Origin of the sequence: Variovorax sp. YR634 (assembly GCF_900106655.1) — a bacterium.
GTDB lineage: Bacteria > Pseudomonadota > Gammaproteobacteria > Burkholderiales > Burkholderiaceae_C > Variovorax.
This window is the reverse complement of the sequence record NZ_FNOL01000013.1, coordinates 87832-113830: the sequence shown is the minus strand read 5'-3', so window position 1 is coordinate 113830 and position 25999 is coordinate 87832. Positions and strand designations below refer to the sequence as shown.

At 63.6% G+C, this 25999-nt stretch carries 26 protein-coding genes and 2 riboswitches; of the genes, 19 read left to right on the top strand and 7 right to left on the bottom strand.

The window, feature by feature from the left end; genetic code table 11:
* Positions 1-161: 161 nt before the first annotated feature.
* From rfbF to BLV60_RS34150, 9 genes are read left to right on the top strand one after another with little or no spacing between them, the layout of a single operon-like run.
* A complete protein-coding gene (gene rfbF, locus BLV60_RS21300; RefSeq protein WP_093057267.1) occupies positions 162-932 on the top strand; it encodes a glucose-1-phosphate cytidylyltransferase in 771 nt (256 codons plus the stop codon).
* The gene (rfbG, locus tag BLV60_RS21295) at positions 932-2014 is read left to right on the top strand and encodes a CDP-glucose 4,6-dehydratase (RefSeq protein WP_093057266.1); all 1083 of its coding nucleotides are present in this window, start codon (positions 932-934) and stop codon (positions 2012-2014) included. Before rfbF ends, rfbG begins: the two co-directional genes overlap by 1 nt.
* Complete coding sequence (rfbH, locus tag BLV60_RS21290) at positions 2007-3335, top strand: lipopolysaccharide biosynthesis protein RfbH (protein ID WP_093057265.1); 1329 nt, start codon at positions 2007-2009, stop codon at positions 3333-3335. The genes rfbG and rfbH overlap by 8 nt, the downstream gene beginning before the upstream one ends.
* Positions 3328-4386 (top strand): NAD-dependent epimerase/dehydratase family protein, encoded by a 1059-nt coding sequence (locus BLV60_RS21285; RefSeq protein WP_176928857.1) that lies wholly within the window; start codon positions 3328-3330, stop codon positions 4384-4386. Before rfbH ends, BLV60_RS21285 begins: the two co-directional genes overlap by 8 nt.
* The gene (locus BLV60_RS21280; RefSeq protein ID WP_093057263.1) at positions 4383-5195 is read left to right on the top strand and encodes a transketolase; all 813 of its coding nucleotides are present in this window, start codon (positions 4383-4385) and stop codon (positions 5193-5195) included. Before BLV60_RS21285 ends, BLV60_RS21280 begins: the two co-directional genes overlap by 4 nt.
* Entirely contained in the window at positions 5192-6109 is a 918-nt protein-coding gene (locus tag BLV60_RS21275) for a transketolase family protein (protein WP_093057262.1), read from the top strand. Before BLV60_RS21280 ends, BLV60_RS21275 begins: the two co-directional genes overlap by 4 nt.
* A gap of 1 nt (position 6110) precedes the next feature.
* Complete coding sequence (locus tag BLV60_RS21270) at positions 6111-6476, top strand: GtrA family protein (RefSeq protein WP_256329401.1); 366 nt, start codon at positions 6111-6113, stop codon at positions 6474-6476.
* Positions 6473-7420, top strand: a complete 948-nt coding sequence (locus BLV60_RS21265; protein ID WP_093057260.1) for a glycosyltransferase family 2 protein — start codon at positions 6473-6475, stop codon at positions 7418-7420. The genes BLV60_RS21270 and BLV60_RS21265 overlap by 4 nt, the downstream gene beginning before the upstream one ends.
* A complete protein-coding gene (locus BLV60_RS34150) occupies positions 7413-9659 on the top strand; it encodes a DUF7024 domain-containing protein (RefSeq protein WP_143042622.1) in 2247 nt (748 codons plus the stop codon). The genes BLV60_RS21265 and BLV60_RS34150 overlap by 8 nt, the downstream gene beginning before the upstream one ends.
* A gap of 32 nt (positions 9660-9691) precedes the next feature.
* Here the strand turns inward: BLV60_RS34150 and rfbC are convergent, their stop codons facing one another.
* From rfbC to rfbB, 4 genes are read right to left on the bottom strand one after another with little or no spacing between them, the layout of a single operon-like run.
* A complete protein-coding gene (gene rfbC / locus BLV60_RS21260) occupies positions 9692-10240 on the bottom strand; it encodes a dTDP-4-dehydrorhamnose 3,5-epimerase (RefSeq protein ID WP_093057259.1) in 549 nt (182 codons plus the stop codon).
* A complete protein-coding gene (gene rfbA / locus BLV60_RS21255; RefSeq protein WP_093057330.1) occupies positions 10237-11133 on the bottom strand; it encodes a glucose-1-phosphate thymidylyltransferase RfbA in 897 nt (298 codons plus the stop codon). The genes rfbC and rfbA overlap by 4 nt, the downstream gene beginning before the upstream one ends.
* 20 nt (positions 11134-11153) lie before the next feature.
* Complete coding sequence (gene rfbD / locus BLV60_RS21250; RefSeq protein ID WP_093057258.1) at positions 11154-12044, bottom strand: dTDP-4-dehydrorhamnose reductase; 891 nt, start codon at positions 12042-12044, stop codon at positions 11154-11156.
* Positions 12041-13114 (bottom strand): dTDP-glucose 4,6-dehydratase, encoded by a 1074-nt coding sequence (gene rfbB, locus BLV60_RS21245; protein ID WP_093057257.1) that lies wholly within the window; start codon positions 13112-13114, stop codon positions 12041-12043. Before rfbB ends, rfbD begins: the two co-directional genes overlap by 4 nt.
* A gap of 117 nt (positions 13115-13231) precedes the next feature.
* Positions 13232-13332, top strand: a riboswitch (glycine riboswitch).
* A gap of 3 nt (positions 13333-13335) precedes the next feature.
* Positions 13336-13452: riboswitch (glycine riboswitch) on the top strand.
* 92 nt (positions 13453-13544) lie between these two features.
* Between rfbB and BLV60_RS21240 the strand changes: the two genes are divergently transcribed.
* Entirely contained in the window at positions 13545-14846 is a 1302-nt protein-coding gene (locus BLV60_RS21240) for a D-amino acid dehydrogenase (RefSeq protein ID WP_093057256.1), read from the top strand.
* 6 nt (positions 14847-14852) lie between these two features.
* Here the strand turns inward: BLV60_RS21240 and BLV60_RS21235 are convergent, their stop codons facing one another.
* From BLV60_RS21235 to BLV60_RS21225, 3 genes are all read right to left on the bottom strand, one after another.
* Positions 14853-16133 (bottom strand): FIST signal transduction protein, encoded by a 1281-nt coding sequence (locus tag BLV60_RS21235; RefSeq protein ID WP_093057329.1) that lies wholly within the window; start codon positions 16131-16133, stop codon positions 14853-14855.
* Between the two features lie 45 nt (positions 16134-16178).
* On the bottom strand, positions 16179-16934 hold the full coding sequence (locus tag BLV60_RS21230; protein WP_093057255.1) for a PhaM family polyhydroxyalkanoate granule multifunctional regulatory protein: 756 nt from the start codon (positions 16932-16934) through the stop codon (positions 16179-16181).
* Between the two features lie 92 nt (positions 16935-17026).
* A complete protein-coding gene (locus BLV60_RS21225; RefSeq protein ID WP_093057254.1) occupies positions 17027-18472 on the bottom strand; it encodes an aminotransferase-like domain-containing protein in 1446 nt (481 codons plus the stop codon).
* Between the two features lie 114 nt (positions 18473-18586).
* Between BLV60_RS21225 and BLV60_RS21220 the strand changes: the two genes are divergently transcribed.
* Genes BLV60_RS21220 through BLV60_RS21180 form a run of 9 tightly spaced genes read left to right on the top strand, consistent with a single transcriptional unit; the run spans position 18587 to position 25999 of the window.
* Complete coding sequence (locus BLV60_RS21220; protein WP_093057253.1) at positions 18587-19186, top strand: LysE family translocator; 600 nt, start codon at positions 18587-18589, stop codon at positions 19184-19186.
* Between the two features lie 8 nt (positions 19187-19194).
* Positions 19195-20133: a DMT family transporter gene (locus tag BLV60_RS21215; protein WP_371127392.1), complete on the top strand. Its 939-nt coding sequence runs from the start codon at positions 19195-19197 to the stop codon at positions 20131-20133.
* A 60-nt stretch (positions 20134-20193) separates the two neighbouring features.
* On the top strand, positions 20194-21396 hold the full coding sequence (locus BLV60_RS21210; RefSeq protein WP_093057251.1) for an aminotransferase-like domain-containing protein: 1203 nt from the start codon (positions 20194-20196) through the stop codon (positions 21394-21396).
* Between the two features lie 22 nt (positions 21397-21418).
* A complete protein-coding gene (locus BLV60_RS21205; protein WP_093057250.1) occupies positions 21419-22057 on the top strand; it encodes a LysE family translocator in 639 nt (212 codons plus the stop codon).
* 36 nt (positions 22058-22093) lie between these two features.
* Positions 22094-22735, top strand: a complete 642-nt coding sequence (locus tag BLV60_RS21200) for a glutathione S-transferase family protein (protein ID WP_093057249.1) — start codon at positions 22094-22096, stop codon at positions 22733-22735.
* Positions 22736-22740: 5 nt separating this feature from the next.
* Positions 22741-23664 carry a PhzF family phenazine biosynthesis protein gene (locus BLV60_RS21195; protein WP_176928856.1) on the top strand — a complete coding sequence of 308 codons (924 nt, stop codon included), beginning with the start codon at positions 22741-22743 and terminating at the stop codon, positions 23662-23664.
* Positions 23665-23685: 21 nt separating this feature from the next.
* Positions 23686-24378 carry a VOC family protein gene (locus BLV60_RS21190; RefSeq protein WP_093057247.1) on the top strand — a complete coding sequence of 231 codons (693 nt, stop codon included), beginning with the start codon at positions 23686-23688 and terminating at the stop codon, positions 24376-24378.
* A gap of 7 nt (positions 24379-24385) precedes the next feature.
* The gene (locus tag BLV60_RS21185; RefSeq protein ID WP_093057246.1) at positions 24386-25018 is read left to right on the top strand and encodes a LysE family translocator; all 633 of its coding nucleotides are present in this window, start codon (positions 24386-24388) and stop codon (positions 25016-25018) included.
* 9 nt (positions 25019-25027) lie between these two features.
* The gene (locus BLV60_RS21180; protein WP_093057245.1) at positions 25028-25999 is read left to right on the top strand and encodes a threonine dehydratase; all 972 of its coding nucleotides are present in this window, start codon (positions 25028-25030) and stop codon (positions 25997-25999) included.

Sequence of the window (25999 nt, the reverse complement as noted above, 5' to 3'; positions counted from 1 at the left end):
ATTTGGCACAATTGGCGCTTGCAGGGGTCGGTCGACTACAGTGATCCGACCCACGATCCGGGCCGCACGACAAGGTCCGACTTCGCATCAACTCTCCACCATACGAGCGCGTAGTGCGAATGTCATTCTCGAATTACTACAGTTGAGCCAGGAGAAGCAAGTTGAAAACGGTCATCCTCGCCGGAGGGCTAGGCACTCGGATTTCCGAGGAAACCCACCTGAAGCCAAAGCCCATGATTGAGATTGGGGGTAAGCCGATCCTGTGGCACATCATGAAGATCTATTCCGCTCACGGAATACGCGACTTCATCATCTGCTGTGGCTACAAGGGTTACGTCATCAAGGAGTACTTTGCAAATTACTTCCTTCACATGTCGGACGTGACCTTTGACATGGAGCACAACCGCATGGAAGTGCACCAGCGCTATGCAGAACCGTGGCGTATCACTTTGGTCGACACCGGGGATGAAACGATGACCGGCGGGCGCCTGAAACGAGTCGCCGAACACATCCAGGACGAAGAAGCATTTTGCTTCACGTACGGCGACGGAGTCGGCGATATCGACATCACCAAACTCATCAAGTTTCATCGCACCAACGGGCTGCAGGCCACGTTGACCGCGACCTCGCCGCCAGGCCGCTTCGGCGCACTCGACCTGCGCGATCACAAGGTCATGGCTTTCAAGGAGAAACCCAAGGGTGACGGGGGCCTCATCAACGGTGGTTTCTTCGTTCTTTCACCCAAGGTGCTCGAGCTTCTTGATGGAGACAGCACCGTGTGGGAACGTGAACCGTTGGAGCGACTGGCTCAAAATCAGCAACTCGGCGCATTCGAGCACAAGGGTTTCTGGCAACCTATGGATACGCTGAGAGACAAGGTTCATCTTGAAGAGTTGTGGCAAAGTGGCAAGGCGCCCTGGAAGGTCTGGTAATGGACTCGACTTTCTGGGCTGGCAAGCGCGTATTTGTCACCGGGCACACCGGCTTCAAGGGCAGCTGGCTATCGCTATGGCTGCAGCGGCTCGGTGCCGTCGTAACCGGCTATGCCCTGGAGCCTTCGACGACGCCCAGCCTTCATGCGCTCGCAGCGGCCCAAAGCAGCGCCACATCGGTGATCGGCGACGTTCGGGATCTTGAGTCGCTGCGCGTCGCGCTGCGGGAATCGCGCGCGGAAGTCGTGTTTCACCTGGCGGCCCAGCCACTGGTGAGGCGCTCCTACGTCGAGCCAGTTGAGACCTACGCCACCAACGTGATGGGCACGGTTCACCTGCTGGAGGCTGTTCGCACATGCGACACCGTGCGGTCCGTGGTAGTTGTCACGAGCGACAAATCCTACGAGAACAAGGAGTGGGCCTGGGGCTATCGCGAATCGGACCCCATGGGCGGCTACGACCCCTACAGCAATAGCAAAGGCTGCACGGAACTTGTCGCCGCGGCCTACCGGAATTCGTTTTTCAATGAGTCCGCTTACGCCAAACACGGCGTGGCGGTGGCAACCGTTCGCGCTGGCAACGTGATCGGCGGCGGCGACTGGTCGGAAGACCGGCTCGTCCCCGACCTACTGCGAGCCTTTGGCGCAGGGCAGAGCGCGCTCATCCGCAACCCGCATTCGGTGCGCCCCTGGCAGCACGTTCTCGAACCGTTGCAGGGATATCTCATGCTTGCGCGGAAGCTATATGTCGAAGGTCCCGCGTGGGCTCAGCCCTGGAACTTCGGGCCGGCCGACTCCGATGCTCGCCCTGTATCGTGGATCGCCGATCGGCTGACCCATGTCTGGGGCGGCAGTGCAACATGGCACACCGACCCGGCGACAGACCATCCTCATGAAGCGAACTGGCTCAAACTGGATTGCTCGAGGGCGCGGCAAGTACTGGGTTGGGTCCCGCGCTGGAATCTCGAGCAGGCGCTTGACGCGATCGTCGAGTGGCAGCTGGCTTGGCACAAAGGCGAGGACATGTCGAGCATCACACTCTCGCAAATCAAACAATTTGAAAGCACCCCACAAGATGACTGAAATCTCATTCAAGCAGAACGAACTGCGCAAGAAAATCCTGGCGATGGTTGCGGAATACGGTGCGCTGTCGAGCACGCCCGCCTTCGTGCCCGGCGAATCGTTGATACCGCCTTCGGGCAAGGTCGTCGGTGCGCCCGAAATGCAACTCATGGTCGAGGCCTCGCTGGATGCATGGCTCACGACGGGGCGCTTCAACACGATGTTCGAAAGCCGGCTTGCAGGATTTCTAGGCGTCAAACACTTGCTGACGGTGAACTCCGGCTCCTCGGCCAACTTGGTCGCGTTTTCGACGTTGACCTCGCCCAAGCTTGGCGACCGAGCCATTCTTCCGGGTGATGAAGTGATCGGCGTGGCGGCAGGCTTTCCCACCACCGTCAATCCAATCCTCCAATGCGGTGCGGTGCCTGTGTTTGTCGACGTCGATATCCCGACGTACAACATCAACGCCGACCTTCTCGAGGCCGCCATCGGCCCGCGGACCAAGGCCATCATGCTGGCCCACACGCTAGGCAACCCATACAACCTCGCCGTCGTCAAGGCCGTGTGCAAGAAGCACAACCTCTGGCTCGTCGAAGACTGCTGTGACGCATTGGGCTCGCGCTACGAGGGCCAACTCGTTGGCACTTTCGGCGACATCGGTACGCTGAGTTTCTACCCCGCCCACCACATCACGATGGGCGAAGGCGGCGCAGTGTTCACCAACAGCGACGAGCTTCGCCTGATCGCCGAATCGATCCGCGACTGGGGCCGCGATTGCTATTGCCCTCCCGGCAAGGACAACACCTGCGGCAAGCGCTTCTGCTGGAAGCTGGGCGACCTGCCAGAAGGCTATGACCACAAGTACACCTATTCGCACCTGGGCTACAACCTCAAGATCACCGACATGCAGGCAGCATGCGCGCTCGCGCAGCTCGACCGTCTGGATGGTTTTGTGGACGCCCGCAAGAAGAACTTCAACTACCTGAAGGACCGCCTGCGCAGCTGCGAGGAGTTCCTGATCCTGCCGGAAGCCACCCCCGGTTCCGATCCCTCGTGGTTCGGCTTCCCGATCACACTGCGCGAAGCGGCAAACACCCGCCGTGTCGACTTGCTGACCTACCTCGACCAGCAAAAGGTCGGCACGCGTCTGCTCTTCGCGGGCAATCTGCTGCGTCAGCCTTACATGATCGGTCGCAACTACCGGGTCGTCGGCGAACTCACCAACACCGACCGAATCATGAACGACACCTTCTGGGTCGGCGTGTATCCGGGCTTGTCGGAATCGATGCTCGACCACGTGGTGGAAAGCATCGAAACCTATCTGGGCCTGCGATTTGACTGATGGACTGCCGCCTGTCGCGCGTCAGGATCTCGACGAGATCCTGCGCCTGACCGCGCCCGACACTTGGGAGGCGTTGAGGCGGCAGTCCGTGTTCATCACCGGCGGCACTGGTTTCGTCGGCAAGTGGCTGCTCGAGGCTTTGCTGCACGCCGACCGCTCGCTGGGCCTCGGGATGGGCATTTCTGTCTTGACCCGCTCGCCCGATGCATTTGCGGTTGCCAGTCCACATCTGGCACAGGCGAGTGCCGTTGAACTGGTGCGCGGCGACATCCTTGATTTACCTCAGCCCACTCGGCCCTACACATCTGTCATTCATGCCGCGCTGCCGGTGACGACGCTTCACGACAGCCTTGTGGGCCTCGAAACGGTGGCGGCTGCAGGCACCCAGGGGGTCTGTCGTTTCGCCGCGGCCGCTGGCGCGCGCAGGTTGCTGCACGTCAGCTCCGGCGCCGTGTATCCACCGCCCGATGGGCCCACGCCGCTGCCAGAAGACCAAGGCTGGGAGGAGGATCTTGGATCTTCCAACGTTTACGCCCGTGCCAAGCGACGGTCTGAAGCCGTCGTGAACGAAGGCGGCTGGCCGTTCGAAACCGTGATCGCGCGATGCTTCGCATTCTCCGGTCCGTACCTGCTTCCCTCCAGCGGCGTCGCGTTGGCTGGCTTCATGGAACGAGCCATCGAGGGGCAGCCTCTCGTCATCCAGGGTACCGGAAAGGCCGTGCGCACCTACCAGTACGCGGGCGACATGGCGCGCTGGTTGCTGACCTGTCTTGTGCATGGAACGAAGGGCAGCAGCTACAACGTCGGCAGCGACGAGCCTGTCACCATTCTTGAACTCGCGCGCACGGTCGGTCGCCTCGCCGGCAACGCGGAGGTCCGCGTCGAAGGTCGTGCCGCTGAAGGCTTGGCAGGCGCGTTCTACATACCCGATACGCAGCGCGCTCAAAGTGAATTGGGCCTGCGCAACAGCGTCGGCCTTGAAGACGGAGTGCAACGCATGCTCCAGTGGCGCCGCAGCAAGGTCGCTACCTCATTGACATCACACGAATGAAACCAAGCTTCGAACCCTCCGCATTGCGCAAGACCGTGGTCGAGATGGCGTGCGCCGGCAACGCGGTGCATCTGGGCTGCGCCTTCTCGATCACCGAACTGCTGTCGTGCCTCTACGCATCCCACCTGCGTTACGACGAAAGCGATCCGGACAGCGCCTCGCGCGACTACCTGGTCTTGAGCAAGGGGCACGGCGTCATGGCACAGTACGCCTGCCTCTACGAGCTGGGTTGGCTGAATCGCCAGGATATCGACGAATACTTTCATGACGGTTCGCGACTCAAGGGATTGTCCGATGCGCATATCCCGGGTTGCGAAGTTACCTCCGGGACGCTGGGGCATGGCTTGTCCGTGGGCGTCGGCCTAGCGCTCGCTGCCGCGCGCCGCAATACGGGCCAGCGCTGCTACGCGATCGTGGGCGACGGTGAAATGAACGAAGGCGGAATTTGGGAGGCCATGCTCTTCGCCGCCCACACCAAACTCGACAACCTCATGGTGATCGTCGACAAGAACGGTTTCCAGGCGATGGGGCCGACTGACGAAGTCATGAAGCTCGGGGACCTCGAAGCAAAGTTTTCGGCGTTCGACTTCGACACCCTCAGCATCGACGGTCACGACATGGCCGCGATTTCATCCGCCATCGAGAAGCTCAACGCGATGAAGAACGGCCGGCCCAAGGCGTTGATTGCACGCACCGTCAAAGGAAAGGGCGTGTCTTTCATGGAGAACGTCAATGCCTGGCACTACTCGCGGCTGACACCCGAACTGCGCGCACAGGCGATGCAGGAACTCGAAGGGAGCAAGGCATGAGAGCCGCTTTCTCCAGTGCGCTGGTCGCAGCTGCAAAAAACGACGAGCGTGTCGTGTTGTTGACGGGCGATCACGGCTATGCCCTGTTCGACGAGTTTCGTCGGCAGTGCCCTTCGCAATACATCAATGCTGGCATCGCCGAGCAGAATATGGTGGGTGTCGCCGCAGGCATGGCCAAGGCGGGCTTCCGCCCCATCGTCTACGGATTGAGTGCCTTCGTGCCTGTGCGTGTGCTCGAACACATCAAGATCGACGTCTGCTACGAAAATCTGCCCGTCATCTTTACCGGCGACGGTGCGGGCCTTGTCTACAGCACGCTCGGAACCAGCCATCAGAGTTTCGAGGACATCGCCTGTCTTCGCGCCGTGCCCCAGATCGACATCATGTCGCCCTGCGACGCGCATGAGCTGACAGCCTGCATGTCGAGCGCACTGGCATTGGCCAGCCCTGTTTATATGCGTATGGGCAAAGCCGACGTTGGCGCTGTGTATAAAACTCTGCCTCAGCTCGACCGCGGAGCGCTCGTGAAAGTGCGCACCGGCACACACCCTGTCTCTCTCGTAGCAACAGGATCGATGGTCAACACCGCGTGCACGCTGGCACAAGAACTCGACGCTTCCGTCTGGAGTGCACCGTGGATCAAGCCCCTGGACACCTTGCAAGTTCGCCGAATTGCGGCCGAGGCCAAGGCCATCGTGACACTGGAAGAGCACTCCGTTGCAGGTGGCCTCGGCGGTGCGCTGCTGGAAGCTATGGCCGAGGAAGCGCCGGTTCCCGTGTTGCGCATCGGCATCGGAGAGCGCTTCTCGCACACGGCTGGCAGCCATGCGCACGCGATGCGCGAGCACGGCCTGGATATCGCAACCGTGCGAGACAGATTACAGCCCTTCGCGTCGCGCTGGAAACCGGACTGACGTGCTGCGCCTTCAACTGCTGCGCTTTCTGCTGGTAGGAGCGCTGAACACGGCAGTGGGCTACTGCCTGTTCGCGCTGTTCACTTGGATGGGCCTGGCGTATCCCGCAGCGATTGCCTTGGCGACGCTCCTTGGCATCGCCTTCAATTTCCAGAGCACCGGCCGGCTTGTTTTCGGGGGTGCTCCGCTGTCGCGGCTCCTGCGCTTCGTTGCTGTCTATGTCGTGATCTACGGCTTGAACGTTGGCGGGGTCGCCGTGCTGTTGCGCACCGGCGCCAACGTCTATCTCGCCAATGGGCTTGTCATTCTTCCCTTGGCCCTTGTCGCCTTCGTTCTCCAGCGGCGCTTCGTCTTCACAGCATTATGAAACACATCACCGTCGTCACGCCCTGCTACAACGAAGAGGACAACATCGAAGAGGTCTACCGGCAAGCGCGCGCGATCTTCGAATCCATCGAAGACGTCAGCTACAAGCACCTGTTCATCGACAATTTTTCGAGCGACAAGACGCCTGACATCCTTCGCCGCATGGCGTTGGAAGATCCCAACGTACAGGTCATTTTGAATGCGCGCAATTTCGGCCATATTAGGTCGCCGTATCACGGTCTATTGCAGGCAGAAGGCGATGCGGCTATTTTGTTGGTCGCCGACCTGCAGGATCCACCAGAGTTGATGCGCGAATTCGTGCGGCACTGGAAGGAGGGTGCGAAGCTGGTGGTTGGCGTCAAACCCAGCGCAGACGAATCAGGGCTGATGTTTGCGGTACGCAGGGCCTACTACCGGTTTATTACGCGCATCGCGGATGTCAAACTGATCCAGAATTTCACCGGCTTTGGTCTTTATGACCGCCGGGTCCTCGAAGTCCTGCGAAGAATTGACGATCCTTATCCGTATTTACGCGGCCTGGTTTCGGAGGTTGGATTCGAACCGATCAAGCTTCCCTACAACCAGCCTTTGCGCAAACGTGGCATCACGAAGAATAACTTCTACAGCCTATACGACATGGCCATGCTGGGCATCACGTCGCATTCGCGCGTGCCGCTGCGTATTGCGACCATCGCCGGGTTCCTCTTGTCAGGGCTGAGCCTGGCGATCTCCCTTGTCTACCTACTGCTCAAACTCGTGTTCTGGAATCAATTCGCGGCAGGCACTGCGCCAATCTTATTTGGATTGTTCTTTTTCACATCGGTCCAATTGTTTTTTATTGGTTTGTTGGGCGAATACGTGGGCGCCATCCTAACGCAAGTCATGAAGCGACCGCTGGTTGTGGAGCGCGAACGGATTAATCTGGACGCCGCGCCTGATGCTTGAAATCTCTTCATCGAAGTCAACGCGAACCGAAAATAGACTCGGAGGGCTCGACGCAATCGCCATAGCCGCGCTGGCGGTACTTGTTCTTTGGGGTGCATGGAAATTGATGGGAGGTAGCACCATCGATTGGAAGGCGCCTCTGATGTATGAAGGCGATTCAATATTACATCTTCTACTGATAAAAAGACTCTGGGATGGGCATGGCTACCTGCTCAATACCGCCGCTGGATTCCCGTTTGGGTCGTCATTTCACGATTTTCCTGGCTCTGACGGTTTCAGTCTTGCGGCATTATGGCTATTTGCAAAGATTACAAAAAGCGTTGCCATCAGCTTTAACGCATACTATTTGCTTGGCTTTCCCGCTGCTGCCATATCTGCGTTTGCAGTATTTCGATCCCAAGGCATCGTGCGCGTGCCTGCAATTGCAGCAGCAATACTTTTCGCTTTTTCCCCATTTCATTTTTTAAGACTCGGGCATTTGTATTACACCTGGTATTTTGTCATACCAATTTTCTTTTGGTACGGCATCCGGATCAGTGAAAACCTCACCCCCGTATTCAAGAAAAGATCACAATCTTCTTCCCGCTGGGGTCATGCGTTTGCGCTTTTCCTACTTTCATCTTTTGGAGTTTATTACGCATTTTTTGGTTGCATCGTCATAGGTTTGTCAGGTTTTTTTGGCACAATTAAGCATCACTCCCTGCAACCATTCAAACACGCCATTATTGCAGGACTCATTATTGCGCTCGGTGTTTTAGCAAACATTGCACCAAACATTGCATATTTCTCTGAGCATGGAAAGAACGATGTCATTGCAGTGCGCAGCCCATCGGAGGCTGAAGTACACGGGCTCAAGCTCATTCAAATGTTGCTGCCACAACGGTTGCATCGCTCGGCCAAACTACGAGAGATTGCCGAGCAATACAACAACAATTTCCCCCTCGTCGCCGAAAACTCTTTTGCATCCCTTGGCGCAATTGCGAGTATTGGATTTCTTTTAATGCTCGGCATTGCGGTGCTTCCAAGGCGTTCGCAGATCGAAGAATCTTCGATTCTTTTGTTGGCATTTTTGACAATTTCATTGGTTCTGATTGCAACGATAGGTGGCTTTTCTGCCATTTTTGCCGAATTTGTTTCAGCGCAGATCAGAGCATGGAATCGCATTAGTATTTTCATTGCATTTTTGGGCATTTTTGGTTTCGCATATGTGTTAAGCCAAGTGCAGCCTCGCGCCCCAATTTATTGCACCGTCCTGACGATTTTACTGATTGCATTTGGCATCTGGGACCAGTCTCCAGCGCAAAATGTGAAGCACATCAGTCACATCCAGGAGAGTTATCGAAGCGATGCCGTCTACGTCAAGGAAATAGAGGCTGTGGCAGGTCCAACTGCGGCGGTCTACGAATTGCCTTATATGCAATTCCCGGAATCCCCCGGCGTAGGGACACTCAATTCGTACGACTTGGGCAAGCCTTACTTGCACTCCAAAAACATGCGATGGAGCTTTGGCACCATGGCAGGTCGCGAGGGAGATAATTTTTTTCAGGAACTATCGCAACAACCACTGTCAGTCCAGCTAGAGATCGTTCGTCATCTGGGTTTTACAGGTCTCTACATCGACCGGCGCGGTTATGCCGATGGGGGAGTTGCAATCGAGGGTGAGTTACACAAACTGGTGCCGAACTCGTTACCGCTCACAAACACCCAAGGCAATGTCGCGTTTTACCAGCTTGCAACAACGAATACGACAGCACAAATGCCGCTTTCGCTCGCAGCGCGTTCGCTGCTGGACAGTTTCTCACTGTCCATTAAAGATGGGAATGTTATTTTTGGTGAGATTTCGCCATGGCAAATCAACTTCAGTCGCTCTGCATTGATGCAATTGCGCGCAGTCACTGGACTGCAAAAGTACGAACCCTGGGGAGTCTGGTCAGAGGGTGCAACGATCGCTTTGCGATTCAGGGAAGCATTGCCAAAAAAATTTACATTGACACTGACTGCCAAGGCCTTTGGGCCCAATATTGGTCAACCATTCATTGTGAAAATTCAAGACGTTCAACGAACATTCGTTCCGCAAACTGAATTTGAAACCGTCAAACTGGAAGTTGAATTAAAAAATTCAACCGACCTACTGCTTATCTCCGTACCTCATCCTGTATCGCCAAAAAGCTTGGGAATCAACGAAGATGTTCGCGTGATAGGACTAGGGCTGAAGGAATTGAGAGTAACACCCCAATAACGCCGCGGACAATGCCCGACCGCTTGCCCCTCTTAGTCAAATAGCATCGCGACATTCAGTAGCAGGCCCGATCGATCTTTCTCGGACAATTTGGGAGGGATATCGGTCAGGGGCCATGCGATATTCAATGTTGAGTCATTCCACAAGATACATCGCTCGGCGGCTGGCGCATAAAAATCGGTAGTCTTATACAGAAAATCGGCAGTCTCACTCAAAACGAAAAAGCCGTGCGCAAAACCCTCGGGCACCCACAGCTGTCGATGGTTTTCTTCAGTCAACTCAACCCCCACCCATTTACCGAAAGTTGGCGAACTGCGCCGTATGTCCACAGCCACGTCGAAGACGGCACCTCGTACAACCCGCACCAGTTTTCCTTGGGTCTGCGTCAATTGGTAGTGCAGTCCACGCAGCACCCCCTTGGCCGACCGCGAATGATTGTCCTGAACAAACTCTACATGCCGCCCCACGGCCTCATCGAAGACCTTGCCGTTAAAGCTCTCATAGAAAAACCCTCGCGCATCGCCAAACACCTTGGGTTCGATTACGAGGACGTCGGGAATGGCGGTGGGCGTGGCTTTCACGAGCGAACCTCGTCGCTCAGCAGGTGCTTGAGATATTTCCCGTAACCACTCTTTTCGAGCGGTGCCGCAAGCTTCGCGAGCTGCTCAGTAGTGATGAATCTGTTGCGCCACGCAATCTCCTCCGGACAGGCGATCTTCAGTCCCTGGCGATGCTCAAGCGTCGCGATGAACTGGCCGGCTTCGAGCAGGCTGTCGTGCGTGCCCGTGTCCAGCCATGCGTAGCCTCGCTGCATGATTTGCACATTCAACTGGTCGCGGTCGAGATAGGCTTGGTTCACTGCGGTGATCTCCAACTCGCCTCGCGCGCTGGGCTTCACGGCCTTGGCAATATCCACCACATGGTTGTCGTAGAAATACAGCCCCGTGACAGCGTAGTTGCTCTTGGGCTTGAGTGGTTTTTCCTCGATGCTGCTGGCCTTGCCATTGGCATCGAACGCGACCACGCCATAGCGCTCAGGGTCCTGCACATGGTACGCAAACACGGTCGCACCGCTCTGCTTGGTATCGGCGTCCGACAGCAGATGCACGAAGTCGTGCCCGTAGAAGATGTTGTCCCCCAGCACCAGTGCACTCGGAGAGTTCCCGACGAACTTGTCCCCGATGATGAACGCCTGCGCCAGCCCGTCAGGGCTCGGCTGCACCGCGTACTGCAGGTTGATGCCCCACTGGCTGCCGTCGCCCAGCAGTTGCTGGAAGCGCGGCGTGTCCTGCGGCGTGCTGATGATCAGGATGTCGCGCATGCCGCCCAGCATCAAGGTGCTCAGCGGGTAGTAGATCATCGGCTTGTCGTACACCGGCAGCAGCTGCTTGCTGAGCGCCAGGGTCGCGGGGTGCAGGCGGGTGCCCGAGCCACCGGCCAGGATGATGCCTTTGCGTTGCGTCGTCTTGGTCATGTTCTTTTTCTCGTGAAAGTTCAAAGAATCTCGCGCAGCATGCGCGCGACGCCTTCCTGCCAGGGCGGCAGGCGCAGGCCGAACGTGGCCTGCAGCTTGGTGGTGTCCAGGCGCGAGTTGTGCGGGCGCTTTGCCGGGGTCGGGAAGGCACTGGTCGGCACGGCCTCGACGGCCTCCGGGCCGGCCTTGAGTTCGACACCCGCTACCTTGGCTTGCTCGATCACGAAGCGCGCATATCCGTACCAGCTGGTCTCGCCGCCGGCGATGGCGTGATAGAGGCCAGCCTTGGCCGGGTCCTGCAGCGTCGCCCGGATGGCATGCGCCGTCACGTCGGCCAGCAGCTCCGCACCCGTGGGCGCGCCGAATTGGTCGTCGATGACGGTCAGCTTGTCGCGCTCCTTCGCCAGCCGCAGCATCGTCTTGGCAAAGTTGCCGCCGCGCGCCGCGTACACCCAGCTGGTGCGGAAGATCAGGTGCTTCGCGCAGTGCTGGGCCACCAATTGTTCGCCTTCGAGCTTGGTGCGCCCGTACACGCTGAGCGGGCCGGTCGCGTCGTCTTCCTTCCAGGGCCTGGTGCCGCTGCCGTCGAAGACATAGTCGGTCGAGTAATGCACCATCAGCGCGCCGATCTGCTGCGCCGCCTCGGCCACGATTCCCGGCGAGGTCGCGTTGAGCTTGCGCGCGAAGTCAGGTTCGCTCTCGGCCTTGTCGACGGCCGTGTGCGCCGCCGCATTGACGATCACGTCGGGGCGAACCTTCAATACCGTCTCGGCCAATTGCTCCGGCCGGCTGAAGTCGGCGTTGAAATCCGTGCTGTCGAAATCGAGCGCGACCAGTTCACCCAGTGGCGCCAGGCTGCGCTGCAGCTCCCAGCCGACCTGTCCGCCCTTGCCCAGCAGCAGCAACTTCATGCCGCAGCCTTCGTCGTGTCGTATTGCTTCTCGACCCACTCTCGATACGCGCCGCTTTGCACGTTGCGCACCCACTCGCCATTGGCCAGATACCACTCGACGGTCTTGCGGATGCCGGTATCGAAGGTCTCGGCGGGCTTCCAGCCAAGCTCGGCCTCGAGCTTGCGCGCATCGATGGCGTAGCGGCGGTCGTGGCCGGGGCGATCGGTGACGTAGGTGATTTGTTCCTTGTACGGCTTGCCGTCGGCGCGGGGACGCAGTTCGTCGAGCAGCGCACACACGGTGTTGACGATCTCGATGTTGGGCTTCTCGTTCCAGCCGCCCACGTTGTAGGTCTCGCCCAGCTTGCCGGCTTCGAGCACGCGGCGGATGGCGCTGCAGTGGTCCTTCACGTAGAGCCAGTCGCGCACCTGCATGCCGTCGCCGTACACGGGCAGGTTCTTGCCGGCCAGTGCGTTGACGATCATCAGCGGGATGAGCTTCTCGGGAAAGTGGAAGGGGCCGTAGTTGTTGGAGCAGTTGGTGGTCAGCACCGGCAGGCCGTAGGTGTGGTGCCAGGCGCGCACGAGGTGGTCGCTGGCGGCCTTGCTGGCCGAGTAGGGGCTGTTGGGCTCGTACTTGTTCTCTTCGGTGAAGGCGGGGTCGGTCTTCGACAGCGAGCCGTAGACCTCGTCGGTGGACACGTGCAGGAAGCGGAAGGCCGTCTTCTGCTCGGCTGGCAGCGCGCTCCAGTGCCCGCGCACGGATTCGAGCAGGCGGAAGGTGCCCAGCACGTTGGTCTGCACGAAGTCTTCGGGACCGTGGATGGAGCGGTCCACGTGCGATTCGGCGGCGAAGTTGACCACGGCGCGCGGCTTGTGCTCGGCCAGCAGGCGATCGATGAGGGCGCTGTCGCCGATGTCGCCCTGCACGAAGATGTGTTTCGGGTTGCCCTTGAGCGACGCGAGGGTCTCGAGGTTGCCTGCGTAGGTCAGCTTGTCGAGGTTCACGACCGGCTCGTCGCCGTTGGCGATCCAGTCGAGTACGAAATTGGCGCCGATGAAGCCAGCGCCGCCGGTAACCAGGATCATGAAGTCCCCTGCTGATATATGGAACGATCGCCTTGCGGCAAATCAACAGGCGATTATCCCATTCGGCCAGAGGAGAGAAATCAAAGGTTGGCGCCCGCGCAAGCCCCGCCTACAATCACCCCCACTGCAGGAGAGCGGGCTACCCCGGTGGCCCTACCGAAGGCGCAAACTCCCATAAACGCTCAGGTCGGTCCGAACAAGGGACCTGTACTGCACCAACTGAAACGCCGTCTGGAGAGCCATCACACCGCCCAACGTGGTCGTGATGCACCGAAGGAGCAAACCCTCTGCGGGCGCAGCGGGTGAATCTCTCAGGTACCGAGGACAGGGGGAGCGGCAACTTGGACAGCGGTCGTCCGGTTGCTTTGCTATTTATTCAATAGCACACCACGCCCGTCGTTCAAGCACTGCAACCTCAAAGGTACTTGAAATGCGCGTGATCGTTCTTGGCGCCGGCCTGCTCGGCGTGACCTCGGCTTACTACCTCCAGCAACTCGGCCACGAAGTGACCGTGATCGACCGGCAGGCCACCCCGGCCGCCGAAACCAGCTTCGCCAATGGCGGGCAGATTTCCGTCAGCCATGCCGAACCCTGGGCCAACCCCAGCGCACCGCTCAAGGTGCTGCAGTGGCTGGGCAAGGAAGATGCTCCGCTGCTCTTCCGCATCCGCGCCGACATGCGCCAGTGGCTTTGGGGCCTCCAGTTCCTGCGCGAATGCACGCCGGCGCGCACCCGCCACAACATCGAGCAGATCGTGCGTCTCGGAACATACAGCCGCTCGATGTTGCAACAGTTGCGCCGCGACACCGGCCTGAACTACGACCAGCGCACGCAGGGCATCCTGCACTTCTATACGACGCAAAAAGAGTTCGACGGCGCCCTCGCGCCCGCCGAGCAGATGCGCGCCCTGGGCTGCGAGCGCCAGGTCATCTCGGCCGACGAAGCCGTGAAGATCGAGCCCGCCCTCGCCCACATCCGCCCGAAGCTGGCCGGCGCCACCTACACGGCCGAGGACGAGTCCGGCGACGCCAACCGCTTCGCGCGCGAACTGGTGGGCCTGGCCACCGCGGCGGGCGTGAAGTTCCTGATGAGCCACACCGTGACCGCGCTGCGCGAAGCCGGCGGCAGCATCGATCACGTCGAAGCCACCGACAGCGAAGGCCGCTTCCAGCGCATCCGCGGCGACGCCTTCGTGCTGGCGATGGGGTCACTGAGCCCGCTGTATGCCGCGCCGCTGGGCATCCGCCTGCCGATCTACCCGGCCAAGGGCTATTCGGTGACGCTGCCCGTCAAGGACGCGTCGAAGGCCCACCAGGTCTCGCTGACGGATGACGAATTCAAGCTCGTGTTCTCGCGCTACACCTCGGAGTCGGGCGACCGCCTGCGCATCGCCGGCACGGCCGAGCTCAACGGCTACGACCGCGACCTGAACCGCGTGCGCTGCGAAGCCATCGTGCGCCGCGTCGAAGAGCTGTTCCCCGGCGCCGGCGACACCACGCAGGCCCAGTTCTGGACCGGCCTGCGCCCCGCCACGCCGAGCAACGTGCCGCTGATCGGCAAGACCAGGCTGCCGAACCTGTTCCTCAACACGGGCCACGGCACGCTCGGCTGGACGCATGCCTGCGGCTCGGGCAAGTCGATCGCGCGGATCGTGAGCGGGCTGGCGCCGGAGGTCGATTTCGCGTTCACCGGCATGCCTGCGCCCGCGCCGCGCGCGCTGCAGCCGGCCTGATCGCGTTCAGTCCTTGCTGGTAAACACCGTCAGCACCCCGGTATAGCCATACAGGTGATGCCGGGCAATCTCGCCCGCAGCGAAGAACCCGACCAGCGGCACGTCGCCCAGCGCGTGCCGCACGATCTGCAACTCAGCGCCCGGTGCGCCGAAGTGCGGCCCGCCGCGCCCCGAGCAGCTCACGTACACCGCCCCTGCGATGCGCCGTGCCGGATGCGGCGCCGCCTCGGCCTCGCCCGCCGCCACGGCGCGCGCAGTGGCGAGTGTCTGCTCTTCGGGCTCCAGCTCCTCGCGGATTTCCGCGCAGATGCGCATCAGGTCGGCCCGCGCGGCCTGCGCGTTGCGGCGGCAGAAGGTCAGCCGCATGCCGGCCTCGGCCACATCGGCAATGGCGATGCCGCGCCGCGTCGGGTCCAGCCCGATGATGTGGCGCACCAGCACGTCGGCGCCCAGGTCGCCGGTGCGGCGGATGCCGTCGCTACCGGCATCGGCCAGGCCGACCAGCGTGTTGCGCACGGCGTCGATGGCCTCCTGCGGCCGTTCGAGCGACACCTGCAGATCGGCCAGCAGCACGTCGAGCGCCGGCTCGCCGTCGAGCTTCAGCAGCAGATTGCCGTCGGCCTCGGTGATCTCGCGCTCGCGCACCGCCCCCGAGCGCAGCGGCTGGCAGCCCTGCGTGACGCGCGACACCAGCCGTACGCCTTCGCCGAACACCACGCCCGACAGGCCGCCCGAGAACACCCCACCCGCCGCCCCGTGCCCGCGGATGTTGCCGTTGCCGCCGACTGCGAATTGCAGCGCGCTGCCGCGCCCCGAAGACAGCCCGCCGAACAGATAACCCGTGTCAGTGCGCCCCGCCATCTCGGCGATCAGCTCGGCCAGGTCGGGCGTTGCCGGGTCGGCGTGCACCAGTGCCGTGTGCGCCTCGAAGCCGCTCATTTCGGAATTGCCCAGCGGCGCCACGCCCGAGAACACGCGGTACTGGTCGCTGGGCAAAGCGCAAAGCATCAGGCTCATGCCGGGTTCGTCGAAGTACTCGGCGTTGTTGGCCGACACGCCGATGCCGACGGTACCCGACCAGTCGGTCACTTCGGGCAGCTCGGCGCTCAGGTGGTCGAGGATGTCCTGCGCCTCGCTCGCATAGTGGTCGGTGATGTAGAGCAGCCCCAGCGTCGGCGACGAGGCGTAGTCGGGCAGGGCCATCTGTGCGCGCAGCTGGGCCAGCACGAGGCCGGCCGCCATGCGCCATTGCGGATGGGTGGCGTGACCGGAGGGAAACAACTTCATGATGCGTGCCAACCCGTTCTCTTCAACAAATGGATGTGTATGACGTCAACGCCGGGCGGAGGTTCGCTTGCGCGCGGCTGTCGATGTCTTCTTTTTGGCAGCCGGCGCTGCAGCCTTCTTGGCCGCAGCAGGCTTGCGGGCGGCCGTTGTTGCCGGCTTGCCCATGACCTTGCCGACCGCATCGGCCAGCGGCTGGGCCATGGCCGGCACCTTCAGCTGGGCCGCGTCCTGCAGCGCCGAGCTGGCGATCTGCTGGAACTGTTCGGTGAGCGAGCCCCACCACTGCATGGGATCGACCACGCCGGCGCCATCGGCAGCCGCGGTCTTTGCCTTGGCCGAAGCCGGCCTGCTGCGCGGCTTCGTCGGTGCTGGCGCTTCCTCTTCTGGCAATTCGTCTTCTTCCTCTACCTCTTCTGGCTCAGGCTCCGGAGCCGCTGCGGCGGGTGCAGGCGCCGGCGCCATCGCGGCTGCCTGCTTGGTGAACGCGCTGGCGATGTCTTCCATCCGCACGTTCATGCCGCGCAGCGTCGACAGCGTCATCTTCTGCACTTCGAGCGCCTGGATCGTGGCCTTCAGGGCATGGCCGTTCTGCTCGAGCCAGTACTGCACCGTCTTGAGCTCCTGGATGCGCTTGTCGACCTCTTCCACGCTCAGCGTGGGCGCCACCCAGCTCGCAAGGCTCGGAATCCCTGGCACCGACCCGGCGCCGGTGCCCGCTGCGGCGCCACCGGCGAGGTTCTTCAGGAAGTCGAATCCGGGGACGAACTGGCTGAAGTCGAAGGGCTTGCTGGCGGTGCTCATGCGGGTGGTCTCCTGGGTGGGTTTTCTTGTGTTGCCAGCTTACTCCAAGCCTCCGGCCTTTTGGCCCGGACCTCCCCACCTTTTACCTGCCATCAGAGCTCGTTTCGGACCTTGCTGAACACCTTCCAGAAGGTCGCATCCTGCGACGTGGCGAAGTTGATCCGCATCATCGTGCTCGGCGGCCGGCGCGCATGGAACAGCGAGCCCGGCGCCAGCAGGTAGCCCTGGTCGAGCATGCGCTGCGTCAGCGCGTCGGTGTCCACGCCTGTGTCGACCCAGCCGAACAGCCCCGCCGGCTCCGAGGCGAAGGTGCAGCCGTGCGACATCGCCAGCTTCACCGCCCGCCCCCGCGCCCCGTCGAGGCGGATGCGCACGCGCTCCGAATGCCGGCGCAGCTGCCCCTGGTCGATGCACCACGACAACGCCCGCTCGAACAGCGTGGGTGAGGTGAGCGTGGCCAGCAGCTTGGTTTCGAGCAGCCGCTCCTTCAGCGCCGGGGGCGCGGCCAGGAAGCCGATGCGCCAGTTGGGCGCCAGGATCTTGGCAAAGCCGCTCACGTAGATGGTGCGCTGCAGCCCGTCGAGCGCGCTGAGCCGCGTGGCGTGCTCGGGCGCGAGGTGGCTGTAGGTGTCGTCCTCGACGATGTGGAAGTCGTATTCGTTGGCCAGCTTCAGCACCCGGTGTGCGCTGCCCGGCGTGAGGCTGTAGCCGGTCGGGTTGTGCAGCACGCTCACACTGACGAAGAGCTTGGGTTGGTGCAGCGCGCAGTACTGCGCCATCACCTCCAGGTCGGGCCCGTCGGCGCGCCGCGGCACCGGCAGGATGCGCATGCCCAGCGCCTCCAGCCGCGCGAACTCCAGCGCCCAGCCGGGCTCCTCGACCATCACAGGGTCGCCGGCGCGCAGCAGCGTGCGGCTCACGATGTCCAGCGCATGCGTGGCGCCGATGGTGGTCACGATCTGGTCGGGCGAGGCCGGCACGTTGATGCCCACCAGCTTCTGCGAGAGGCTGCGCCGCAGGCTCATGTCGCCGGCCGGCTCGCCGTACTGGAGCGACAGCTCCTGCAGGGCGGCTGTACTGGTCATGCGCCGCACGGCCGTGGGCATGAAGGTGGACGACATCCAGTCCGGCGGAAACACCCCCATGCCCGGCTGCGGCTTGTCGCTCGGGCGGTGGAACATGCTGCGGATCAGCGAACTCGCGTCGGCCGGTATGCGCGAGGCCATCATCTGCACCGCCATCGCCGCTGGCATGCCGCTCGCGCCACCGGCGTCCGCGCCGTGGTTCGGACGGCCGTCCTGTACTGGTGCCGAATCCCGCACATAGAAGCCGCGCTGCCGGCGGGCCTCGACCAGCCCCTGCGCCAGCAGCTGGTCGTACGCGGCGACGACGGTGTACGGGCTCACGCCCTGCTGCCGCGCGCATTCGCGCACCGAGGGCAGGCGGGCGCCGGGCGGCAGCAGGCGGGTGCGGATGCGCTCGGCCAGGCGGTCGGCCAGTTGCCCCGTCAGCGACTGTGTGGAAGTGCGTGTCAGCATGCGTTGTTTTGGGCTGTGCCGGCTTCTGTGTCGAAGGAGTGACCAATACAGATTGCCCGATTGTTCGACCAACTGTACTGGAACTGTAATGGTCTCAAGTTTAGAGTGTGTGTCATGAACTGGCAAGAATTCACCGCGCTGCTGGTGCTGGCCACGGCGATGAGTTTCTCGCCCGGTCCCAACACCACGCTCTCCACCGCCCTGGCGGCCAACGGCGGCCTGCCGCGCGCCATGCGCTTCGTGGTCGCGGTGCCCGTGGGCTGGACGCTGCTGCTGGCGCTGTGCGCCGCCGGCATCGGCGCGCTGGTGGTGGCAATGCCTTCGCTGCGCCTGGCCATCAAGGCGCTGGGCATCGGCTACCTGCTGTGGCTCGCGTACAAGCTCAGCGGCAGCGCCACGCTCGGCAAGGCCGACGGCACCAAGCTGTCGGTCGGCTTCGGCCAGGGCGTGATGCTGCAGTTCGTGAACATCAAGGCCTGGCTGCTGGCGCTCACGCTGGTGGCCGGCTGGATCGCCGGGCAGCCCGATGCGCTGCGCCGCTTCGCCATCGTGGCGCCGGTGATGCTGACCTATGCCTTCATCAGCAACTTCGCCTACGCACTGGTCGGCGCGTTGCTGCGCGAATGGCTGGCCAAGGGTTCGCGGCTGCTGTGGTTCAACCGCGCGATGGGCTTGGTACTGGTGCTCACGGCCTGGTGGATGGTGAGCGTATGAAGCTCGCCATGAAAGACGAGACGCTGGGCATGTGGCTCGGCGTTGTAGGCGTGGCCATGTTCGCCGTCACGCTGCCGATGACGCGCCTGGCCACCGGCACGCAAGACGCACCGCAGCTGTCGCCGTGGTTCGTCACGCTCGGGCGCGCGGCGCTGGCGGGCGTGCTGTCGGCCATCTTCCTGCTGGCAACGCGCTCGCCGCGGCCTGCAGCGCACCAGTGGAAGCCGCTGGCCTTCGCGGTGCTGGGCAATGCCATCGGCTTTCCGCTGCTGCTGGCCTATGCGCTACGCGTGGTCACGGCCAGTCATGCGGCGGTGGTGACTGCCCTGCTGCCGCTGGTCACGGCCGCCGTCGCGGCCCTGGTGCTGCACCAGCGCGCGCGGCTCGGCTTCTGGCTCTGCGCCATTGCGGGCAGCCTGCTGGTGGTGGCGTTCTCGGTGCTGCGCGCGAGCCAGAGCGGCCATGGCTTCGGCTTCGAATGGGCCGATCTGCTGCTGGTCGGCGCGGTCATTGCCGCCTCCATCGGCTACATCTACGGCGCGCAGGTCACGCCGTCGCTGGGCGCCGAGCGCGTGATCTGCTGGGTCTGCGTGATGGCGCTGCCCTTCACGCTGCCGGCCGCGCTGGCGCTGTGGCCGCAGCAGCCCGTCGCCACGTCGGCCTGGCTGGGCTTCGTCTACGTCGGCACGTTCTCGATGTGGATCGGCTTCTTCGCCTGGTATCGCGGCCTGGCCCTGGGCGGCGCGCTGCGCGTGAGCCAGACCCAGCTGCTGCAGCCCTTTCTCTCGATCCTCGCGTCGATCCCGCTGCTGGGCGAGCCGCTCGACATGGTCACGCTGGGCTTCGCCGTCGCGGTGGTGGCCACGGTGGTCATCGGCAAGCGCCTCTCGCAGCCGCAAGACAACAAGGCCCGCGTCGTATACCGTGGCGACATCCAGCCGGATTGAGCGCCGCCGCGCCTGCCCGCATCATTCGAATCTCACCTCACCGCCTGAAAGAAGAAAGCCATGAACTGGAAACTCGCCGCCCGCGCCGCCAAGATGAATCCCTCGGTGCTGCGCGAAATCCTCAAGGTCACCGAGCGCCCCGGCATCATCAGCCTGGCCGGCGGCCTGCCCTCGCCCAAGACCTTCCCGATCCAGGCTTTTGCCGACGCCTGCGCCGAAGTGCTGCACAACGACGGCCAGGCCGCCCTGCAGTACGCCGCCAGCGAGGGCTACGCGCCGCTGCGCCAGGCCGTGGCCGACATGCTGCCGTGGGACGTCGACGCCTCGCAGGTGCTCATCACCACCGGCTCGCAGCAGGGCCTCGACCTGGTCGCCAAGGTGCTGATCGACCCGGGCAGCAAGGTGCTGGTCGAAACGCCCACCTACCTCGGCGCGCTGCAGGCCTTCGGCCCGATGGAGCCGCACCCCGTGGGCGTGGCCAGCGACGATGACGGCGTGATCGTCGAAGACCTGCTGGCCAAGGCCAAGGACGCACGCTTCGTCTACCTGCTGCCCAACTTCCAGAACCCCACCGGCCGCACCATGACCGAAGAGCGCCGCGCCGCCGTGTCGGCCGCCGCCGCTGCTGCCAACCTGCCGATCGTCGAGGACAACCCCTACGGCGAACTCTGGTTCGACGAAGCCCCGCCGCTGCCGCTGGCCGCGCGCAACCCCGAAGGCGTGATCTACCTGGGCTCGTTCTCGAAGGTGCTGGCCCCCGGCCTGCGCCTGGGCTTCCTGGTGGCACCGAAATCCATCTACCCGAAGCTGCTGCAGGCCAAGCAGGCGGTCGACCTGCACACGCCGATCTTCACGCAGCGCATGGTCTCGGCCGTGATGAAAGACAAGTTCCTCGACCGCCACGTGCCCACCATCCGCGCCCTCTACAAGCGCCAGCGCGACGCGATGATCGCCGCGCTCAAGCGCGAGATGGCCGGCCTGGACGTGAAGTTCAACGCGCCCAAGGGCGGCATGTTCCTCTGGGCGCGCCTGCCCGAGGGCATCGACACCGTGACGCTGCTGCCCAAGGCGGTGGAGCGCAACGTGGCCTTCGTGCCCGGCGCGCCGTTCTACGCGGGCGAAGGCGATCCGCGCACGCTGCGCCTGTCGTTCGTGACGGCCAGCGTCGAAGAGATCGACACCGCCATCGCCGCGCTGGCGCAAACGCTGCGCGAAGAGCTGGTGCTGCTCGGCGACAAGAAGCTGGCCGCCGCACAGGTCTGAAAGCACAAACCAGGAGCCTCCCTTGATCGGCCTTGCAACGCTGTCGCTCTTCCTGCTCGCGGTTCTGGCGCTGTTCCTGTCGCCCGGCCCGAACATGGCTTTCGTGCTCTCGCACGGCGTGGCCCATGGCCCGCGCGGCGGTTTTGCGGCGGCCATCGGCATCTCTGCGGCCGACCTGGTGCACACGCTGTTCGCGGCCACCGGCGTCACCGCGCTGGTGGCCGCGTGGCCGTCTTCGTTCGACGTGCTGCGCTATGCGGGGGCGCTGTACCTGGTGTGGCTGGCGGTGCAAGCGCTACGCACCGGTGGCGGACTTCGCATCGGCGCGCAGGCGCAGCCCGCCGGCTTCGGCCGCATCGTGCGCATGGCGCTGCTGAACAACCTCGTCAATCCGAAGGCGCTGCTGTTCTTCATGGTGTTCCTGCCGCAGTTCGTCGATCCCTCGCGCGGCAGCGTGCCGCTGCAGCTGGTGCAGCTCGGCGTGGTGCTGTCGATGGCCGCGCTGGCCTTCAACACGCTGCTGGGCGCGTGCAGCGGCCAGGTCGGCCGCTGGCTGCACAACCGGCCCGGCGCGGCGCGGTTCCAGAGCGGCCTGCTGGCCGCCGTGATGCTGGGGCTGGCCGTACGCCTGCTCTTCCTCGATCGTCCCTCGCCCCGCTGAAGCGGGCAGCAAAGAAAAGATAGAAAGAAACCGACCATGCTCAACATCTGGGGCCGCATCAGTTCGATCAACGTCCGCAAGGTGGTGTGGTGCGCGCAGGAGCTCGGGCTCGACTTCCAGCGCACCGAGGCCGGCGGCAAGTTCGGCGTGGTGCAGACGCCTGAGTACCTCGCGCTCAATCCGAATGCGATGGTGCCCACCATCGACGACGGCGAAGGCGCCGAGCGCGTGACGCTGTGGGAATCGAACGTGATCGTGCGCTACCTCTGCGCGAAGCATTCGCACGGCAACTTCTACCCGAGCGAGCTGCCCGCGCGCTTCGACGCCGAGCGCTGGATGGACTGGCAGCAGACCACGCTCAACCGCACGAGCCGCGACGCCTTCATCCAGTGGGTGCGCACGCCGCCGTCGGAACGCCAGAGCGCGCTCATCGAGGCGTCCGTCCGCGACAGCGAAGCACTGTTCTCGATGCTCGACGCGCATCTTGCGAGCCAGCCGTACATGGCCGGCCAGCGCTTCACCATGGCCGACATCCCGGTCGGCTGCGAGGCGCACCGCTGGTTCAACCTGCCGGCTGCCGAATACCGCCGGCCGAACTGGCCGAACGTCGAACGCTGGTATTCAGAGTTGCTTTCCCGCCCGGGCACGCGCGGCGTGCTCGACCTCCCCCTCGAATGAATCCGATGAAATCCCGCCCCTTCAAGCAAGTCGACGTCTTCACCGCCACCGCCTACTACGGCAATCCGCTCGCGGTGGTGATCGATGGCCAGGACCTCGACGACGCCGCCATGCAGCGCTTTGCGCAATGGACCAACCTGTCCGAAACCACCTTTCTGCTGCCGCCCACCGATCCGGCCGCCGACTATCGCGTGCGCATCTTCACGCCCGGTGGCGAGCTGCCCTTTGCCGGCCACCCGACCATCGGCAGCTGCCATGCGTGGCTGCAGGCCGGCGGCAAGCCCAAGGCTGCGGGCCTGGTGGTGCAGCAGTGCGGCGCCGGCCTGGTGCCCCTGCGGCGCGACGGCGAGCGCCTGGCCTTCGCCGCACCACCCCTGAAGCGCAGCGCTCCGAGCCCCGCGCTGCTGGCCAAGGTGGCCGGCGCGCTGGGCCTGAAGGCGCAGCAGGTCATCGCGGCGCAGGTGCTCGACAACGGTCCGGTCTGGTTCGGCCTGCTGGTGAACGACGCCGACGCCGTGCTGGCGCTGCAGCCCGACCACCGCGCCCTGAAAGAGCTGGGCGTGAAGGCCGGCGTGGCGGGCGTGCCCGCGGCGCACGACACCGCGCTGCTCATCGGCCGCTCGAACCGCGAGGCGCGCGCCTTCGGCAACCGGCCCGCGACCCCGAACGAAGACGGCGCGAAGATCGACCTCGAAGTGCGCGCCTTCGCCGAGCCCATCGGCGTGCAGGAAGACCCGGTTACCGGCAGCCTCAACGCCAGCCTGGCCGAATGGCTGATCGCCGACGGCCACATGCCCGAGCGCTACCTTGCCGCGCAGGGCCAGTGCCTGGGCCGCGCGGGCCGCGTCTACATCGAGCGCGACGCCGAAGGAAAGATCTGGGTCGGCGGCGACGCCGTGACCTGCGTCGACGGCCACGTCACGCTGTAAGCACAACGCCCGAGGCCCGCCATGCACGCGCAACTCGACCACCTCGTGATTGCCGCCGCCTCGCTCGCCGAGGGCGTGGCCTGGTGCGAGGCAACGCTCGGCGTCACGCCGGCCCCGGGCGGCTCGCATCCGCTGATGGGCACGCACAACCGCCTGCTGAACATCGCGAGCGACGCCTTCCCCGCGGCCTACGCGGAAATCATCGCGATCGAGCCGGGCAAGCAGCCCTCGCGCCCCAAGACGCACCGCTGGTTCGACCTCGACGATGCCGCGCTGCAGGCCGGGCTCGCACAGCATGGCCCGAAGCTGATTCATTTCGTCGCCCGCGTGCCCGACGCGCATGCGGCAACGCGGGCGCTCGCACATGAAGAGCACGCGCACATCGACCGGGGCCAGTTGCTCGAAGCCTCGCGTGACACGCCCGCCGGCCGGCTCGAATGGCAGATCACCGTGCGCGACGACGGCCAGCGGCTGTTCTATGGCGCACTGCCCACGCTCATCCAATGGGGCCCCGTGCACCCCACCGACGCCATGCCGAAGTCTGGCCTCGCCATGCGCGCGCTGCGCGCCGTGCACCCGCGCGCGCCCACGCTGGTCGCCGCGCTGTCGGCCATCGGCATGACCGGCATGGACATCAGTGCCGGCCCGCCCAATCTCATCGCCGTGCTCGACACGCCGCGCGGCCCCGTCACGCTCGAATCGCAAGGACTCTGACCCGATCATGCTGAGCCTCACCGAAATCGCCTGGTTCGCCCTCGCCTCGCTGCTGCTGGCGCTCACGCCGGGGCCGAACATGATCTATTGCGTCTCGCGCACGCTGGTGCAGGGTCGACGCGCGGGGCTCATCTCGCTGGGCGGCGTGCTGCTGGCGTTCCTGGCGCATCTGTTCGCCGCGGCGCTCGGGCTCACCGCGCTGCTGCTGGCAGTGCCGCTGGCGTTCGACGCGATCCGCATCGCCGGCGCGGCCTACCTGCTGTGGCTCGCGTGGCAGGCGGTCAGGCCCGGCGGCAATGCACCCTTCGAGGCGCGCGCACTGCCGGCCGATCCGCCGGGCAAGCTGTTTCGCATGGGCTTTCTCACGAACCTGCTGAACCCGAAGGTGGCGATGTTCTATCTCTCGTTCTTTCCGCAGTTCATCCACCCCGAGCGCGGCTCGGTGCTGCTGCAGAACCTGCAACTGGGCATCGCGCAGATGGCGACCAGCGCGGTGGTCAACACGGTGATGATCGTCGGCGCCGCCAGCATCACGGCCGTGCTGTCGCAAAGCGCGGGCTGGCTGCGCGCGCAGCGCTATGTGATGGGCAGCGTGCTGGCCGCGCTGGCCGTTCGCGTGGCACTCACCGAACGCAAGTAAGGACATCCCGTGAAATTCACCCGCGAAGAAATCGAAGCCGCGCAGCGCACCGTGCATGCGGCCATGCCGCCCACGCCGCAGTACGCCTGGCCGTTGCTTTCGCATCGCCTGGGCGCCACCGTATGGGCCAAGCACGAGAACCACACGCCAGCTGGCGCCTTCAAGATCCGCGGCGGCCTGACCTACTTCGAAACCCTGGCGCGCGAGCAGCCCGGAGTGCTCCACGCCATCAGCGCCACGCGCGGCAACCACGGCCAGTCGGTCGGCTTCGCCACGCGGCGCCACGGGCTGGCCGCGACCATCGTGGTGCCGCACGGCAATTCGACCGAGAAGAACGCCGCGATGCGCGCGCTCGGCGTCACGCTGGTCGAGCATGGCGACGACTTCCAGGCGGCCTCCGAGCATGCGGCCGTGCTGGCCGAACGCGACGGCTTGCACCGCGTGCCCTCGTTCCACCGCGAACTGGTGCGCGGCGTGTCGACTGCGTATGTGGAGTTCTTCGACGCGTTGAAAGACGCGCCACCGGACGTGCTGTTCGTTCCCATCGGCCTGGGCTCCGGCTTTGCCGCCGCGGCTGCAGCGCGCGCGCATTGCGGCGTGTCGACCAAGCTCATCGGCGTGGTGTCGGCGCATGCCACGGCGTATCGCGATTCCTTCCGCGCCGGCAAGCCCGTCGAGTCGCCCGTCACCACGCGGCTGGCCGACGGCATGGCCTGCCGCGTCCCGGTGCCCGAATCGGTCGAAGTGATCCTGCGCGAAGCCGACGACGTTGTCACCGTCACCGACGACGAGATCGCAGAGGCCATGCGCATCCTTTTCAGCGACACGCACAACGTGGCCGAAGGCGCCGGCGCAGCCGCACTGGCGGCCGCGCTCCAGCAGCAGGAACGCTGGCGCGGCAAGACGGTGGGCGTGTGCGTGAGCGGGGGCAATGTCGATACCTGCATGTTCGCCGGCGTGCTCGGGCGCAACGCGTCTTGA